Source organism: Roseateles sp. (assembly GCF_039595595.1).
In the GTDB taxonomy this organism is placed as follows: Bacteria; Pseudomonadota; Gammaproteobacteria; order Burkholderiales; family Burkholderiaceae_C; genus Roseateles.
Genome location: NZ_JBCNLG010000007.1, coordinates 217,688 through 234,278, shown reverse-complemented (window position 1 = coordinate 234,278; position 16,591 = coordinate 217,688). Strand labels below are relative to the sequence as shown.

Here is a 16,591-nt window from a genome sequence, read left to right as displayed (position 1 = left end):
TATCGCGGACCTCAGGAAACGATCTTGCGCTCGCGCAGTGCGGCGATCTGCGCGGCGGTGAGGCCGATCTCGCGCAGCACCTCGTCGGTGTCGCCGCCCAGCCGTGGCGCGGCGCGGCGCACCGCGCCCGGCGTGCCCATCAGCTTGGGGACGATGCCGGGCACGTCGAGCTCATGCCCGTCGCGGGTCTGCTGCCGCAGGATCATGTCGCGGGCACGGAAGTGCGGGTCCTCGACGATGTCCTTGGCGGTGTAGACGCGGCCCGCCGGCACGCTGGCCTCGGCCAGCCGCGCGAGCACCTGCTCGACGCTGCGCGCCGCGGACCAGGCGCCGATGGCGGCATCGATCTCGTCGACGCGGGCGACGCGGCCGGCGTTGTCGGCGAGTGACGCATCGCTGGCGAGGTCGTCGCGGCCGATCACCTGCATCAGGCGCTTGAAGATCGAATCGCCATTGCCCGCGATCAGCACGACGCCGTCGGCGCAGGGATAGGCGTTGGACGGCGCGATGCCCGGCAGCGCCGAGCCCGCGGGGCCGCGCACGGCGCCGAAGGCGCTGTACTCGGGGATCAGGCTCTCCATCACGTTGAGCACGGCCTCCGTCAGCGCCACGTCGATGACCTGGCCGCGGCCGCCGTTGACCTCGCGGTGATAGAGCGCGGTCAGCACGCCGATGGTGCCGTGCAGCGCGGCGAGGGTGTCGCCGATCGAGATGCCGCAGCGCACCGGCACGCGGCCGGGCTCGCCGGTGAGGTGGCGCAGGCCGCCCATGGCCTCGCCGATCATGCCGAAGCCGGGCAGGTCGCGGTACGGGCCGGTCTGGCCGTAGCCGCTGATGCGCAGCATGATCAGGCCGGGATTCGCCTTGGACAGTTCTTCGTAGGACATGCCCCAGCCCTCGAGCGTGCCGGGACGGAAGTTCTCGACCAGCACGTCGGCTTCGGCGATCAGCGCGCGGGCGATGTCCTGGCCCTCCTGCTGGCGCAGGTCCAGCGCGATCGAGCGCTTGTTGCGCGACTGGACCTGCCACCACACCGAGGTGCCGTCCTGGATCATCCGCCAGTTGCGCAGCGGGTCACCGCTGCCGGGAGCCTCGATCTTGATCACGTCCGCGCCGAAGTCGCCCAGCGTCTTGCCGGCGAACGGCCCGGCGATCAGCTGGCCCATCTCGACGACGCGCAGTCCTTGCAACGCCTGCAGCCCTTGCGCAGCTTCCATGGTGAATGTCTCCTTGTCGAGGACGGATTCTGGGAAGCCCGGCGCGAAAACGGAATGCGGGAGTGGCGGGGACTGCTTTCACCGTTCGCGAAAGCCGGGGAGGGTTCACCCGCGAGGATCGGCACTTCCACCGCAGCTGGCCCTCCCGCCCTCTCCCGCAAGCGGGCGAAGAGGTAAGAGGAGCGAGCGCCGCCGCGGCTAACATGCCGCCCGATGTTGAACCGCATCTCCTTCCGCCAGATGCTGCTGATCGGCTTCCTGTCGATCGCCGGCCTGCTCGCGGCCGCCTCGCTGGGCGGGCTGCTGACGCTCGAGCGCCTGACCGTGCAAAGCCGCGAGGCCGTCGTGCGCGCCGCCCGCATGAGCAGCGAAGTCCAGCAGCTCGGCGACCGCGGCGTCAGCATGGAGCGCGCCGCGCGCCAGTACGCCGTGCTCGAGGACCACGCGCTGCGCCAGCGCTTCGAAGAGGACGCCGACGACGCCGAGCACCTGATCGGCCAGCTGCGCGCGCAGGGCCTGGCCGCCCCGCCGCTGGACGCCTGGAAGCGCAAGCTCGCCGAAGTCCGCGCGCTGATGGACACGCCGCGCGCGCCCAACCCCCTGGCCGCGCGCAAACGCGAGACCGACCTGCTCGCCCGCTTCCGCGAGCTCGGCGCCCAGACCGGCACGCTCGCCGAGGAGGTCCGCCGCCATGCCGAAACCAGCAACCGCGTGCTGCAGGACAAGCTCGAGAACGGCCGCGTGCTGCTCGGCCAGCAGGTGCTGGGCGCGATCGCGCTCGCCGCGCTGCTGTCGCTGGTCTTCGGCATCTTCCTCACCCGGCCGCTGCGGCGCCTGGAGCGCGCCATCGCCGGCCTGGGCGAGAACCGCCTGGACGACCGCATCGAGATCCCCGGCCCCGCCGACCTGCGCTCCATCGGCCAGCGCCTGGACTGGCTGCGGCTGCGGCTGGCCGAACTCGACGCCGACAAGGCGCGCTTCCTGCGCCATGTCTCGCATGAGCTCAAGACCCCGCTGGCCGCGCTGCGCGAGGGCACCGCGCTGCTCGAGGACGAAGTCGCCGGCCCCCTCAACGGCAAGCAGAAGGAGGTCGCCCGCATCCTGCGCGACAACACCGCCGTGCTGCAGCGCCAGATCGAGGACCTGCTGCGCTTCAACGCCGCCGCCTTCGAGGCCCGCGACCTCAAGCCGCGCCGCACCGAGCTGATGTCCCTGATCCAGGGCACGATCGATCACCAGCGCCTGCAGTGGCAGGCACGCGGCTTGCAGGTCAACCTGTCCGGCGGACCGCTCGAGGCCGACGTCGACCCGGCCAAGATCGCGGCCGCGTTCGGCAACCTGCTCTCCAATGCGATACGCTTCGCCCCGCCCGGTGGCCGCGTGGACATCACGCTCGCGCGCCAGGACGGCCAGCTCATCATCGACCTGCGCGACGACGGCCCGGGCGTCGCGCCGGCGGACCAGGCCCGCATCTTCGAGCCCTTCTATCGCGGCGAACGCCAGCCCGACGACGCCCTCAAGGGCACCGGCATCGGCCTGTCCATCGTCAAGGAATACATCGCCGCCCACGGCGGTCACATCGACCTGCTGCCCGCCACCCAGGGCGCCCATTTCAGAGTCACGCTGCCATGCGCCCACACGCCCCGGTCCCCGAAGTCCGCCGACGCCTGATCCCGATCCCGGCCCGGACTCACGCCGCCCTGCTCGCGGTCCTTCTCGCCACCGGCTGCGCCCAGCAGCCCCCCAAGGTCATCGTCAAGGAGGTCCGCGTCGAAGTGCCGGTGCAGGTGCCCGTCGTCGCCCCGACCGACAACGCCGCCCGCATCATCCTGAACGCCAACGACCGCATCCGGCAGCTCAGCCCGCTCGAGCTGGCCCAGGAGGTCGCGCCGCGCGACGACGCCGCCCTGCCCCCCGGCAACGCCGTGCAGCTGGCGCTGGCGCTCATGTTCAGCCACAACAACGGCGAGACCTTCCGCGCCCAGACCCTGCTCGACCAGGTGCTGCGCGACACCCGGCCCGAGGCCAATGAATGGCGCCCGATGGCGCAGTTGCTGGTCGACCGCGTCGCCGAGCAGCGCCGCATGGAGACCGAACTCGACAAGACCCGCCAGGCCCGCGACGACCTGCAGCGCCGCCTCGACGACGCCAACCGCAAGCTCGAGGCGCTGAAGGCGATTGAACGCAGCCTCGGTGGACCGCGTTCGGCTTTGGATAAGCCATGAGCGCCGCGCAGGGCCGCCCCAAGCAAGCTCACGTCCCCCCGGGGGACCGGCCACGGCACGTGGACGAGGGGCTCACATGAGCAGTGGTACGCGGCTTCTCATCGTCGACGACGATGCCGACCTGCTGAAGCTGCTCTCGATGCGGCTGGAGGCCGCCGGCTACGAGGTCACCGCCGTCGCCAGCGCCGAAGCGGCGCTGGCGCAGCTGGACGTGCAGCGCCCCGCGCTGGTGCTCAGCGACGTCCAATTGCCCGGCATGGACGGCCTGGCGCTGTTCAACGTGATCCGCGAGCGCCATCCCGCGCTGCCGGTGATCCTGCTGACCGCGCACGGCACCATCCCCGACGCCGTCGCCGCCACCGCCCAGGGCGTCTACACCTACCTGACCAAGCCCTTCGACGGCCGCGCGCTGCTCGAGACCATCGCGCAAGCCCTGACCCTCACCGCCGCGCGCCAGGACGACAGCACCGACCAGGCCTGGCGCGAGTCCATCGTCAGCCGCTCCAACGTGATGGCCGAGGTGCTGGCCGAGGCGCGCCTGGTCGCGGCCTCGCAGGCCCCCGTGCTGATCCGCGGCGAGAGCGGCACCGGCAAGGAGCTGCTGGCCCGCGCCATCCACGCCGCCAGCCCGCGCGCCGGCCGGCCCTTCGTCGCGGTCAACTGCGGCGCCATCCCGGAGCCGCTGCTCGAGTCCGAACTGTTCGGCCACGTCAAGGGCGCCTTCACCGGCGCGCTGGCGAATCACCGCGGCCTGTTCCAGGCCGCCGACGGCGGCACGCTGCTGCTCGACGAGATCGGCGACATGCCGCTGCCGCTGCAGGTCAAGCTGCTGCGCGTGCTGCAGGAGCACCAGGTGCGCCCCGTCGGCGCCAGCGAGGCGGTGCCGGTCGACGTGCGCATCCTCTCCGCCACCCACCGCGACCTGGAGGCCGCGCTCGCCCAGGGCCAGTTCCGCGAGGACCTCTACTACCGCCTCAACGTCGTCAGCCTGACCCTGCCCAGCCTGGCCGAGCGCCGCGAGGACATCCCGCTGATGGCGCAGCACTTCCTGCAGCGGCTCGCGCTCAAGTACGACAAGCGCCTGAACGGCTTCGCGCCGGACGCGCTCAAGGCGCTGTCGATGGCCACCTGGCCCGGCAACGTCCGTCAGCTGCACAACGTCGTCGAACAGGTCAGCGCGCTGGCCACCTCGCCGCTGATTCCCCTGGCGCTGGTGCAGCGCGCGCTGCGCTCGCCCAGCGTCGAAGTACTTCCTTACGCGGAAGCGCGACAGCGCTTCGAGCGCGACTATCTGGTGGGTCTGCTCAAGCTCACCGACGGCAACGTGGCCGATGCCGCGCGCCTTGCCGACCGCAACCGGACCGAGTTCTACCGCTTGCTGCAGCGCAACGGACTGGAGCCGTCGATGTTCCGCTCCGAGGGGCCTGTCGCCGATTAGCGACAAGAAAAGTCCTTGCGAATCAAGGACTTGCAGCAAATGGCGCCAGACGCGTCGCCGCCCGGCGACAGAAATGACGCTGTGCGGCAGCGCACAAAGTCCGCAAGTCCTTGATTTGACTGGGAAATCGCATATGGCACGGGCCTTGCAAAAGGTCCGGTCACATGCGAACTATTCACACCCCCTCCCTCCAGGCTCGATTCCCGGCGACCAGCGTTCGCCGCACGGCCGACCAGCGTCGGTGGATCGGATCGTTCATGGCCCTGGCCACCGGCGCGGCGCTGCTGGCCGCGGCGGCGTCGGCGCACGCCTTCGGCTTCGACGAGGTCGCCGAGCGCGCCAAGGCGCTCGCCGCCAAGCCCTATGCCGCGCCGCCGGACACGCTGCCGGCCGAGTTGAAAAACCTCAACTACGACCAGATGCGCGACATCCGGTTCAAGCCGGCCCGCGCGCTGTGGCGCGACCAGCAGCTCCCCTTCGAGCTGATGTTCTTCCACCTGGGCCACTACCAGACCCAGGCCGTGCGCATCAACGAGATCGTCGGCGGCCAGGCAAGGCCTGTCCCCTTCAAGCGCGAGGACTTCGACTACGGCAAGAACAGCCAGCTGTCGCCGCAGAAGTGGGGCGATGTCGGCTTCGCGGGCTTCCGCGCGCACTACCACCTCAACAACGACAAATACAAGGACGAGCTGGCCGTCTTCCTGGGCGCGAGCTACTTCCGCGTGCTGGGCGGCAACCAGCATTACGGGCTGTCGGCCCGCGGCCTGGCGATCGACACGGTCGGCGGCAAGGGCGAGGAATTCCCGCGCTTCAGCGAGTTCTGGATCGAGCGCCCCGATCCCAAGGCCACCACGCTGACGGTGCATGCGCTGATGGACTCGCAGCGCGCGTCCGGCGCCTACACCTTCGTCATCAAGCCCGGCGCCGAGACCGTGGTCGAGACCCGCGCGCGGCTGTTCCTGCGCGCGCCGGTGGCGACGCTGGCGCTGGCGCCGCTGACCTCGATGTACCTGTTCGGCGAGAACCAGCCGCAGAAGGGCGACTTCCGGCCCGAGGTCCATGACAGCGACGGCCTGATGGTGGCCAGCAGCAGCGGCGAATGGATCTGGCGTCCGCTGATCAATCCGAATGGCACACTGACGACCTCGTTCACGCTGCCGGGCGTGAAGGGCTTCGGCCTGATGCAGCGCGACCGCCGCTTCTCGAGCTACGAGGACACCGAAGCGCGCTACGAGATGCGGCCCTCCGCCTGGGTCGAGCCCACCAGCGACTGGGGGCCGGGCCGGGTTGAACTGATGTCGCTGCACACGCCCGACGAGACCCACGACAACATCGTCGCCTACTGGGTCCCGGCGAAGCAGCCGGCGCCAGGCCAGCCGCTGGACTACTCGTACCGCCTGCACCTGCAGGGCGAGCAGCAACAGCGCCCGCCCGGCGCCTGGGCGGTGCAGACCCGCACCGGCTACAGCTACGCCAAGCTGGACAAGAACGAGCAGCAGTTCATCGTCGATTTCGAGGGTCCCTCCCTCGCCGCGCTGCAGCCCGGCACCGACGTCAAGGCCGTCGCCAGCACCAACGCCAACGGCGAGATCACCGAGGTCAACGCCTATCCGAATCCGGTGACCGGCGGCTGGCGCATGGCCGTGCGCATCAAGCAACTCCGCCCCGGGCAGTCGACCGAGCTGCGCGGCTTCCTCCAGACGAAGCAGCAGGTCCTGACCGAGACCTGGAGCCTGATTCTTCCTCCCCAGTGAAGGAGCCCGACATGACCGAATCCTTCCACGCCAGCCCCCTGCACCCGGCCGCGTCCACGCCGGGCCCGGTGGGTCCCAGCGCCCCGGCCATCAAGCGCGGCGCGATGGTGCCCCGCCCCTGGGGCCTGCGCACCCCGCCCATCGAGGCGCTGCCCGCCGCCGAGCCGCCCCAGCCCTGGGAGACCGCGGCCCGCAACCGCCGCAATGCGCTCAAGCTCTCGATCGCCGCGGCCACCGCGCTGGCCACCGGCGTGCTCTGGCAGACCCACAACGGCTGGGCCGACAACCCCTGGGCCTTCGCGCTGCAATGCGTGCACCTGGCGCTGTTCGCGCTGCTGTTCGCCTGGGTCAGCGCCGGCTGCGTCACCGCAGTGATGGGCTTCTGGGTGATGCTGCGCGGCGACCGCCACGCCATCTCCATCAAGGACGCCGGCAACGAGCCGCTGGGCGCGGACGCCCGCACCGCGCTGGTCATGCCGATCTGCAACGAGGACGTCACCACCGTCTTCGCCGGCCTGCGCGCCAGCTGCGAGTCGCTCGCGGCGGCCGGCGCGCTGCGGCTGTTCGACGTCTACATCCTGTCCGACAGCTCCGATCCGGAATGCCGCACGCAAGAGCTGGCCGCCTGGGCCGAGCTGCGCGCGCAATTCGCCGGCCGGGGCCGCATCCACTACCGCTGGCGCCAGCGCCGCGTGAAGAAGAAGGCGGGCAACGTCGCCGACTTCTGCCGCCGCTGGGGCCGCAACTACCGCTACATGGTGGTGCTGGACGCCGACAGCGTCATGAGCGGCGACTGCCTGCTGGGCCTGGTGCGCCTGATGGAAAAGCATCCGCGCGCCGGCATCCTGCAGGCCGCCAACCAGGTCTGCGGCCACGACACGCCGCATGCCCGCGCGCAGCAGTTCGCGAGCCGCGTGACGGGGCGCCTGTTCGCCGCCGGCATGCAGTTCTGGCAGCTGGGCGAGGCGCATTACTGGGGCCACAACGCGATCATCCGCGTCGAGCCCTTCATGAAGCACTGCGCGCTGGCGCCGCTGCGCGGCAAGGAGATCATGTCGCACGACTTCGTCGAGGCCGCGCTGATGCGCCGCGCCGGCTACCAGGTGTGGCTGGTGGCGGACCTGCCGGGCTCGTATGAACAGCAGCCGCCGCACCTGCTGGCCGAACTGCAGCGCGACCGCCGCTGGTGCCAGGGCAACATCCAGAACGCCGGCCTGATCGCCGAGCCGGGCCTGCACGGCGTGCACCGCGCGATGCTGGTCACCGGGGCGCTGTCCTACCTGGCCGCGCCGCTGTGGCTGCTGTACGTGGGCCTGGGCGTGCTGCTGTGGAATGTCGGCGGCAGCGAAAGCTTCCGCCCGTTCATGGAAGACGGCTCGCTGGCGCCGGGCGTGGCCGCGCTGTGGCTGGGCACGATCGGCATGCTGGTGCTGCCGCGTCTGCTGTCGGTGGCCGCGCTGATCCTGCGCGGGGAGCAGTCGCAGTATGGCGGCTCGCTGAAGCTGGTGGCGTCCTGCGCCACCGAGGCCGGCATGTCGCTGCTGCAGGCGCCGCTGCGGATGGTGGCGCACTCGATCTTCTGCGTGGTCGCGCTGACGGGGATCTCGCTGGATTGGAAGTCGCCGCCGCGGGCCGCCGAGGACGTGTCCTGGCGCGAGGCTTTCGCCGCCTATGGCCGGATCAGTGCGGTGACGGCGGTGCTGGCCGCGGTGATCGGCGCGCTGAGCCCGTCGACGCTGATCTGGGTCGCGCCGATCGCGCTGCCGCTGCTGCTGGCCGCGCCGATCACGGTGCTGTCGAGCCGCTCGCGGCTGGGCGAGAAGATGCGCCGCGCCGGGCTGCTGGTGATTCCCGAAGAAAGCCAGACGCCGACGGTGCTGAGCAATGCCTGGGCCTATGGCCGCCAGGAGCGCCGCCTCCCCGGCTTCAGCGAGCTGCTGGCCAGCCGCCGTCTGACGGCGCTCGCGGCCGAGGCCATGGGCCGCCGCGACCTGGGCCACGGCGTGCGCGCGCAGGTGCGCGGCCGCCGGCTGCGTCAGCTGGCGGCGCAGCCGGGCGCGCTCGATGGTCTGTCCAACGCCGAGCGCATGCGCTTCCTGAGCGAGCCGGACCACCTGCTGATGCTGGCCCGTCCGCAGCAACCGGCCGCGCAGGACGCGCGTCCGGCACTGCGGCTGGCGGCTTGAGCGCTCGCGCCCCTCGCCCGAAGGGGCGAGGGCGTTCTCTCGGACGAGGATTGCAGGGCGCTACATCGGATCGCGGTCGTAGGTCCGGACCTCGTCCGGCAATCTGACCCAACCGTGCATCCGGCAGGTGTAGACCGAGTCCTGCGGCGGCGGGAACGTCGGATCCGCGAATCCCCCCACCGCCACTCCCACCGTGCCTTCAACCCCCTCTTCCGTATGGAAGAGGCTGGTGCCGCAGACCGGGCAGAAGTGGAAGCGGAAGCGCGCGCCTTGATCGCCGGCGCGGACGAACTCGGTGGCGATGCCGATGACCTCATAAGGCTCAGCGAACGCGGCGAGCGCCGCGAACACGCTACCCGTGCGACGCTGGCACGACAGGCAATGGCAGAGGCCGGTTCCTAACGGTTCTCCCTGCACCACGATCTTCAATTGGCCGCAACTGCACGAGGCGGTACGTGAAGCCATTCGATCACCTCCCTGGAGACCGGATGTGGAACGGCCATGCTAAGCGCAGCGCCGGGGCGCTGGCTACATCGTTGAGACATCGTTGCCACACCGGCAAGAAGCGCCGTCCCCTCTCTGAGGGATGCCGCCCGCGCGCGGCGGGCACGGGAACGCGCCGGCGCGTTCGGCGGCATGCCGGATCACATCGCCCAGAGTCGTGGCGAGCTGCCTTCCAGGCCCCACAAGACCTGACGCCACTCGGCCCAGCAGCGGCGCAGCAGCAGCGACACCGGCTCGACGACTGGCCCCAGCGCCCGCAGCACCAGCACCCCGTCCTCGGCCGCCGTCACGCCGGCATCCAGGCGCAGCGGGTCGGACTCGATCAGCGCGCGGACCGCCTCCAGCGCCCGCTCGCGGCGCTCCCGGCCGATCGCGGCCCCCGCCGCGAATACCAGCGTCCCCAGACAACGATGCCCGGCCAGGCCCAGCGCGCCATCCATCAGCAGCGCGTCCGATGCCTCGAGCCGGCCGCGTTCCAGCCATCGTCCCGGGATCTCCAGGTGCTGCTCGAAGCAGCCGCTCGCGAAGGGCTGACCCGCGCCGGGCAGCCCCAACGCGGTGATGTCCCAAGCCAGCAGCTCCGCTGAAGGCGCGAGCGTGAAGCGCGCCTCGTTGACGGCCCGACAGCCCGGATAGGCGATCGCCTCGAGCGGCAGCCATTCGAGCCGCGCGCCGTCGCCCAGCGAGGCCGCCACGCGCTGCGTGGCGAGCGCGCCGGCCGCGCTGCGGTAGAAGCGCGTTGCGCCCGGCGTGGTGATCAGCGCATGGGCGCCCTCGCCCACCGTGACGCCGATGTCCAGCGTGTCGCCCCCGACCAGCCCGCTGGGCGGATGCACCAGCACGCTGTGACAGATCGCCTCGCCTTCCGGATAGAGGCTCTTCAGCAGCCGCAGCGGCCCCTCGTGCGCGTGGCTGACCACGCAGCGCCCGCGCTCCACGCGATAGTCGGCGCGCAGCCGCGCCAGCCAGTCCTTGGCAGGCAGGTCCTCTGAAGTGGGAGTGTTGGAGGGAGGGCTCGTCAACGCGGTCATGGCGGCGGATGTTAGGCGCATCCGGGCCCAGGCTCGCTCACTTGGGCAGCGTGACCCAGGCGTAGTCCAGCCAGTTGTCCGCGCGATGCACCGCCTTCACGCCCTGACGGACCGCCCACGGCGCGGCCTGGCGATGCAGCGGCAGCACGTGCAACTGCTCGCGGTAGGCCTGCAGCGCGGCCTTGATCAGCTGCTCACGCTTCGCGGGGTCGGCCTCGCTCGACGACGCGGCCGCGAGCTGGTCGAACTTCGGATCCTTCGAGCGTCCATAGTTGTAGTAGCCCGCGCCCGAGGCTCTGTCCTCGCTGCGATAGACCGGCGTGAGGATGGTCTCGGCGTCGGTGATGGCGCCGCCCCAGCCCATCAAGTACAGGCTGGTCTCGTAGCGCTCCAGCTTCGGGAAGTACAGGACGCGCGGCATCGCGTTGACCTTCACCTTCACGTTGATCTGCGCCCACATCGAGGCGAGCGCCAGACAGAGGCGCTCGTCGTTGATGTAGCGGTTGTTGGGGCAGTCCAGCGTCACCTCGAAGCCGTCGGCGTAGCCGGCCTCCGCCATGCCCTTGCGCGCGGCGGCGACGTCGAAGGGCAGCCGGGTCTCCAGCGCGGGATCGTTGTAGGCGCCCAGCGGCGATGGCGTCAGCCCGCCGGTGGGCTGCGACAGGCCGTTCATCAGGCGCTTGTGGATGGCGTCGATGTCGATGGCCTGGTACATCGCGCGGCGCACGCGCAGGTCCTGGAACGGGTTGCGGCCGCCCGGGGCGCGCCCATAGACCAGCGTGTCGCGCGCCTGGTCCATGCCGATGAAGATCAGCCGGTTCTCCAGCCCGTCGATCACCTGCACGCCGGGCGTCGTGCGCAGGCGCGGCACATCGCGCGGCGAGGGATCGAGCAGCAGGTCCACCTCGCCGGAGACCAGCGCGGCCAGCCGCGTCGCGTCGTTGGAGATCGGCGTGAACTGGACCTCCTGCGCGTTGCCCTCGAAGCGGCCCCACCAGTTCGGATTGCGCTTGTAGACGGTGCGGATGCCGGGCTGGCGGCTGCTCAGCAGGTAGGGGCCGGTGCCATTGGCGTTGAAGCTGGCGAAGCTCTCCTCGTTGTCCTTGAAGCTGAGCGGCCGCGTGACCCTGTGCTGCTCGCACCAGGACTTACTCATGACGAAGATCAGGTCCAGGTGCTGCAGGAAGATCGGATCGAAGCGTGGCTGGGTGATCTCGACGGTGAGCTCGTCGACCTTGCGCGCGGTGCCCACCGCGTTGGCATAGACGGCGATCTGCGAGCTCGGCGCCTTCGCCCGCTGGAGCGAGAAGACGACGTCGTCGGCGGTGAAGGCCGAGCCGTCGTGGAACTTCACGTTGGGGCGGAGCTTGAAGCGCCAGACCAGCGGACCGACCTGGGTCCATTCGGTGGCAAGGCCCGGCACGATGTTGAGCTGCCGGTCTCGAGCGGTGAGGCGCTCGTAGACCTGCGAGTTCATGCCGTTGGTCAGGCTCTCGTTCTGCGAGTGCGGGTCCATGGTCTGGGCATCGCCCTGGCTGGCCCATCGCAGCGTCTGCGCCGCGGCGGTCGACGCCGCGCCGACCGCCCCACCGACCACGCCGGCGCACAGCGCCAGCAGCATGAGCATGCGCGTCATCCCGGTCTCCCAACGACTCTGTGAATGTCGGCCGAGTGTAGGCAGGCAGGGGTCAGCGCGTGGTCGGGGTCTTTCCGGACGGCTGATTGATGGCCGGGAGCTCCGCTACCGGCTCGCATTCCCGGCCCAACTCAAACAGCCGCGGGTGCATCCGACGGACGTTCTCCACGGCTTTGCGCCGCATCTTCTCCATGTATCGGATGGTCTTGATCGGGTCGTACAGCATCGGTGCACTCCTCCAGGTCGATGGGAAATGATTGAAACGAGAGCACCGGTGATGGTCCATGCAATGCGGCAGGCATCCAGGTGCGCGTCTGGTTCGAGATCATCTTGAAGACGCCTTGGGCTGGCCGAACGTCTTGAAAGAGGCTTCGTGCTTCTTTCCGATCGATAACGAACGAATGGGACGGATACGCGCCGATCAAATCGCCGAGCGCTTGGGCACGCAGATTCCCTCCCTGGGCGGCGAGCCGTTCGCCGTAGGCCTGGGCAATCGACACTGCCCGATGCATCTCGACGAGCCGATGAGGATCCACTTGGGCGGCGATCGGCCACAGCAGCCCGTTGATGAGCGCAGTCACGATCTTGGAAGACACAGCCGTGGAGAGTCCCCGATTCACGAGATCGGACACTGCGGCCTCGAATGCCGCGAGCTGGCGAGCTCCCAGCAGTTCCAGCGCGCCGACGTACTCGAGGCCGGAGCTTCGGCCGTCCAGCTCATCCACGCGCGGCACTTGAATGTCGAGAGGTCCAAGCTCGCTTTTGTCATCCATGTGAAGGACGGCTGCAGCGAGGATGATCAGCGTGCCTGCACTCTTGCAGTACCTCGGGACCAAGGCCTGAACAGACCTGTAGTGGCAGCCCAGCGCGCGCGCAATGCGAAACGCCGCATGAGGATCGCCACCCGAGGTCTCCAGTACAACCACTGCTTGCTCGCTGCGCTTGCGTGATTCGAGCAGGTCGCAAAGCTGCTCATATCCTTCCACCGTGACCGGTCCGGCGTAGCCCACCACATCGAAGGGTGGCTCCCACCAGGCACCCCGAGCTCCCGCTCGCGCATTGCCGGCAGACGCCTCTGTCGCCGTCCCGGCTGAGCCATCGTTCCAAAGCACTGCCATCGGATGCCCTCCAGCGCCAGACATCGGCGCGAGGTCCGCATCTTCGAGCGGCGCGTTCGCGAGGGCCATGGCCCGGACTAGGAGACTCTTGCCTCGAACCTCGAGGGCCGCCACTCAATCAAGTCTGCGCCGCCTACCGAGACATGCCGTTGTCGCGCGACACACCACTCACGCGGGCGGCGCCTGCCACAGCTCATCGAGCTTCTGGAAGCCCCAGGTCGCCGGGTCCTCGCGGCCGATGATCCGGTCCGTCGCACCCGGCGACGACAGATCCAGCACCTGTGTCGGAATCGGCATCTGCGACTTGGTCGAATAGAACACCCGCACCCGCGGCGCCGTCAGCGCCGTCACGTTCTGCTCCAGCACCACGGCCAGCCGGCCCGACTGCAGCTTCACCAGCGTCCCCACCGGATAGATGCCCACGCACTTGACGAAGGCCTGGAACACCCGCGGATCGAAATGGCCCGACCACTGCGCCATCCGCGCCAGCGACGAGGCCGGATCCCACGCGTTCTTGTAGGGCCGGTTCGAGGTGATCGCGTCGTAGACGTCGCACACCGCGCCCATGCGCGACAGCAGGCTGATCTGCTCGCCGGCCAGCTTGCCGGGGTAGCCGGTGCCGTCCATCTTCTCGTGATGCCGCAGCGCCACGTCCAGCGCCGCCTCGGGCACCGACGCGCCCTCCTTCAGCATCTCGAAGCCGCGCGCGGGGTGGTCGCGCATGATGGCGAACTCGGCATCCGTCAGCGCGCCCGGCTTGTTCAGCACGTTCAGCGGCATCGCCATCTTGCCGATGTCGTGCAGCAGCCCGGCCAGGCCCGCCTCGCGCGTGCGTGCCTCGTCCAGGCCCATCTGCCGCGCCAGCGAGACCATCAGCGCGCACACGGCCACCGAGTGCATGTAGGTGTAATCGTCCTTGGTCTTGAGCCGCGCCAGGCTGATCAGCGCCGACGGATTGCGCGCCACCGAGCTGGCGACCTCCTCCACCAGCGGCAGGCATGCCTCGGCGTCCACCGCCTTGCCCAGCCGGGCCTCGCCGAACAGGCTCATCACCGCCCGCTTGGACCGCTGCACCACCTGCGCGGCGCGCTCGAGTTCATCGCCCATCGACGCGGGCGCGGTGTCGAGCGCCAGCTTGGGCGGCGCGGCGATCACCGCCGCAGCGGCCTCGACCGGTGCCGGCGGCGGCGCGGGCGCGGCGGCCGGCGCATCCACGTCCAAGCCCTTGGAGGCATCGATCCAGCAGAACGGCACGCCGCTCGCCCTCAAGGCCTTCAGGTCCTCGGGGTCGGCCAGCACGAACTTGGTCTTCCAGAAAGGGTGCGAGAGCCACGAGCCCTCCATCCCCTGCAGGTACATCCCCAGCTTCACGTCAGCGGTCGGGATCTTCTTCAGCATGACTGGCGATTTCGTCCAGGACAACACAGTATGGCGCCCTCCCTGGCGCTCGCACAGTCAGGCGACCATGAAAAAAACCGCCCCTCGGGGCGGTTCGTGATTGTCTCCGCGCCGCGGCCCGCGAGCCGGGCCTCAGCGTGCCACGGTTCAGCGGAACCGCGACTGCGGGACTGTACGGAGTTCGGACGGCAGACTCGCCAGGTATTGCGCGAGCTGCTTGAGCTCGGCATGGCTGAACTGCTTGACCTGCCCGGCCATGACCGCGTTGGTGCGGCCGATGTAGGCCTTGTTGTCGGACTGGTAGGACTTCAGCGCGACGTAGAGGTAGTCCGCGTGCTGGCCGGCGATCTTCGGATAGGTGCCGTCGATGGGCTTGCTGAAGTTGGCGCCGTGACAGCTGGCGCAGGCGCCCTTGTCGAGCAGCTTCTTGATGTCGGCGGGGGCCTCGACGGTGGCCGGGACCGCGTCGACCTTGGCCAGGCCGGCGTAGTACTCGGAGATCTCGGCGATGTCCTTGTCGCCCAGCGGCAGCGCGATGCCGCGCATCGTCGGATGCTTGCGGTCGCCCTTGGCGTAGGCGGTCAGCGCGGAGGCGATGTACTTGGCGTTCTGGCCGGCGATCATCGGGACCTTGTGCACCTCGGGGAAGGTGGCCTGGTAGCCCGGGATGCCGTGGCAGCCGATGCACATGGCGACCTTGGCCTGCACGGGCGGCTGGGGGCCAGGTGTTGCCGCGGCTGTCGAGCCAGGGGCCGGGGCGGTGGCCGCCGGCGCTTGTCCCGGCGCGGGCGACGAAGGGGCGTTGGACTGAGCGGATACAACAAACGCACTTCCAGCCAGCATCAACGCGAGGGAGATCTGCAGTTGTCTTCTCATGGTCCCGATCATCAAGGATTTGGGGCGGCGCGATTATAGGGGGGGCCCTATATACTGGTTTTCACCGCTGCGCTAGAGAAGACCCTCATGAAATTCCAAGGTTCCCAGGACTACGTCGCCACGCCGGATCTGATGCTGGCGGTGAACGCGGCGATCACGCTCAAGCGGCCGCTGCTGGTCAAGGGCGAGCCGGGCACCGGCAAGACGCTGCTGGCCGAGGAGGTCGCCAAGTCGCTGGGACTGCCGCTGCTGCAGTGGCACGTGAAGAGCACGACCAAGGCGCAGCAGGGCCTGTACGAGTACGACGCCGTCTCGCGCCTGCGCGACAGCCAGCTGGGCGACGACAAGGTCCGCGACATCGCCAACTACATCGTCAAGGGCACGCTGTGGCAGGCCTTCACGTCGGAGACGCCGGTGGCGCTGCTGATCGACGAGATCGACAAGGCCGACATCGAGTTCCCCAACGACCTGCTGCGCGAGCTCGACCGGATGGAGTTCTACGTCTACGAGACCCGCGAGTGGGTGCGCGCCAAGCACCGGCCGCTGGTCTTCATCACGTCCAACAACGAGAAGGAACTGCCGGACGCCTTCCTGCGTCGCTGCTTCTTCCACTACATCAAGTTCCCCGAGGCCGACACGATGCAGGCCATCGTGGACGTGCACTTCCCCGGTCTGAAGAAGGAACTGCTGGCGGCGGCGCTGAAGACCTTCTACGACGTGCGCAAGCTGCCGGGGCTGAAGAAGAAGCCGTCGACCTCGGAGCTGATCGACTGGCTCAAGCTGCTGCTGGCCGAGGACATCCCGGCCGAGGCGCTGCAGACGCAGGACGACAAGGTGGCGATTCCGCCGCTGGTGGGCGCGCTGCTGAAGAACGAGCAGGACCTGACCCTGTTCGAGAAGCTCGTCTACATGCAGAGCCGCAACCGCTGAGGCCCGCCGCGATGAGCCGGGACTTCAACACCGCCTGGCGCGCCGCGCTGGCGGATTCGCTGGGATTCGTCGGCGGCGGCGTGATCGGGCTGCTGGCCGGACGCGCGCTGGGCTGGGAGTTCATCGGCGTGCCCGGCTGGGCCCTGCCGCAGATCCTCGGACTGGCGCTGATCCTCGCCGGCATGGGCGGCTGCCGCTGGCTGCTGCGGCGCTGGCTCCTGGGCGGCAAGGGCTGACGCTCGCGCGCCTTCTCTCTTTCCCCACTCCCGGCCGGTGGG

General features: G+C 69.6%; 14 protein-coding genes. 7 read left to right on the top strand and 7 right to left on the bottom strand.

Going from position 1 to position 16,591, the window contains the following annotated elements; translation table 11 throughout:
* Nucleotides 1–11: 11 nt before the first annotated feature.
* Entirely contained in the window at nt 12–1,217 is a 1,206-nt protein-coding gene (locus ABDW61_RS11780) for a CaiB/BaiF CoA-transferase family protein (protein WP_343638822.1), read from the bottom strand.
* Nucleotides 1,218–1,430: 213 nt separating this feature from the next.
* Here ABDW61_RS11780 and ABDW61_RS11775 point away from each other — a divergent pair, with 213 nt between their 5' ends.
* From ABDW61_RS11775 to mdoH, 5 genes are all read left to right on the top strand, one after another.
* On the top strand, nt 1,431–2,888 hold the full coding sequence (locus ABDW61_RS11775; protein WP_343638821.1) for a HAMP domain-containing sensor histidine kinase: 1,458 nt from the start codon (nt 1,431–1,433) through the stop codon (nt 2,886–2,888).
* Nucleotides 2,846–3,442: a hypothetical protein gene (locus ABDW61_RS11770; protein ID WP_343638819.1), complete on the top strand. Its 597-nt coding sequence runs from the start codon at nt 2,846–2,848 to the stop codon at nt 3,440–3,442. Before ABDW61_RS11775 ends, ABDW61_RS11770 begins: the two co-directional genes overlap by 43 nt.
* Before the next feature lie 76 nt (nt 3,443–3,518).
* The gene (locus tag ABDW61_RS11765) at nt 3,519–4,880 is read left to right on the top strand and encodes a sigma 54-interacting transcriptional regulator (RefSeq protein ID WP_343638818.1); all 1,362 of its coding nucleotides are present in this window, start codon (nt 3,519–3,521) and stop codon (nt 4,878–4,880) included.
* Between the two features lie 257 nt (nt 4,881–5,137).
* A complete protein-coding gene (locus ABDW61_RS11760; RefSeq protein ID WP_343638817.1) occupies nt 5,138–6,634 on the top strand; it encodes a glucan biosynthesis protein G in 1,497 nt (498 codons plus the stop codon).
* An 11-nt stretch (nt 6,635–6,645) separates the two neighbouring features.
* Entirely contained in the window at nt 6,646–8,820 is a 2,175-nt protein-coding gene (mdoH, locus tag ABDW61_RS11755; RefSeq protein WP_343638815.1) for a glucans biosynthesis glucosyltransferase MdoH, read from the top strand.
* A 60-nt stretch (nt 8,821–8,880) separates the two neighbouring features.
* On the opposite strand, the gene ABDW61_RS11750 is transcribed toward mdoH, so the two are convergent.
* From ABDW61_RS11750 to ABDW61_RS11725, 6 genes are all read right to left on the bottom strand, one after another.
* Complete coding sequence (locus tag ABDW61_RS11750; RefSeq protein WP_343638813.1) at nt 8,881–9,285, bottom strand: GFA family protein; 405 nt, start codon at nt 9,283–9,285, stop codon at nt 8,881–8,883.
* A 179-nt stretch (nt 9,286–9,464) separates the two neighbouring features.
* The gene (locus ABDW61_RS11745) at nt 9,465–10,355 is read right to left on the bottom strand and encodes an urease accessory protein UreD (RefSeq protein WP_343638811.1); all 891 of its coding nucleotides are present in this window, start codon (nt 10,353–10,355) and stop codon (nt 9,465–9,467) included.
* 37 nt (nt 10,356–10,392) lie between these two features.
* On the bottom strand, nt 10,393–11,991 hold the full coding sequence (locus ABDW61_RS11740) for an ABC transporter substrate-binding protein (RefSeq protein WP_343638809.1): 1,599 nt from the start codon (nt 11,989–11,991) through the stop codon (nt 10,393–10,395).
* 131 nt (nt 11,992–12,122) lie between these two features.
* A complete protein-coding gene (locus ABDW61_RS11735) occupies nt 12,123–13,178 on the bottom strand; it encodes a hypothetical protein (protein WP_343638808.1) in 1,056 nt (351 codons plus the stop codon).
* A gap of 99 nt (nt 13,179–13,277) precedes the next feature.
* Nucleotides 13,278–14,507 carry an HD-GYP domain-containing protein gene (locus tag ABDW61_RS11730; protein ID WP_343638807.1) on the bottom strand — a complete coding sequence of 410 codons (1,230 nt, stop codon included), beginning with the start codon at nt 14,505–14,507 and terminating at the stop codon, nt 13,278–13,280.
* A gap of 147 nt (nt 14,508–14,654) precedes the next feature.
* Complete coding sequence (locus ABDW61_RS11725) at nt 14,655–15,197, bottom strand: c-type cytochrome (protein WP_343638867.1); 543 nt, start codon at nt 15,195–15,197, stop codon at nt 14,655–14,657.
* A gap of 273 nt (nt 15,198–15,470) precedes the next feature.
* Here ABDW61_RS11725 and ABDW61_RS11720 point away from each other — a divergent pair, with 273 nt between their 5' ends.
* Together ABDW61_RS11720 and ABDW61_RS11715 are read left to right on the top strand one after the other, a co-directional pair.
* Nucleotides 15,471–16,313, top strand: coding sequence for a MoxR family ATPase (locus ABDW61_RS11720; RefSeq protein WP_343638806.1), 843 nt, complete (start codon nt 15,471–15,473; stop codon nt 16,311–16,313).
* Nucleotides 16,314–16,324: 11 nt separating this feature from the next.
* Nucleotides 16,325–16,549, top strand: a complete 225-nt coding sequence (locus ABDW61_RS11715; RefSeq protein WP_343638805.1) for a hypothetical protein — start codon at nt 16,325–16,327, stop codon at nt 16,547–16,549.
* Nucleotides 16,550–16,591 lie beyond the last annotated feature (42 nt).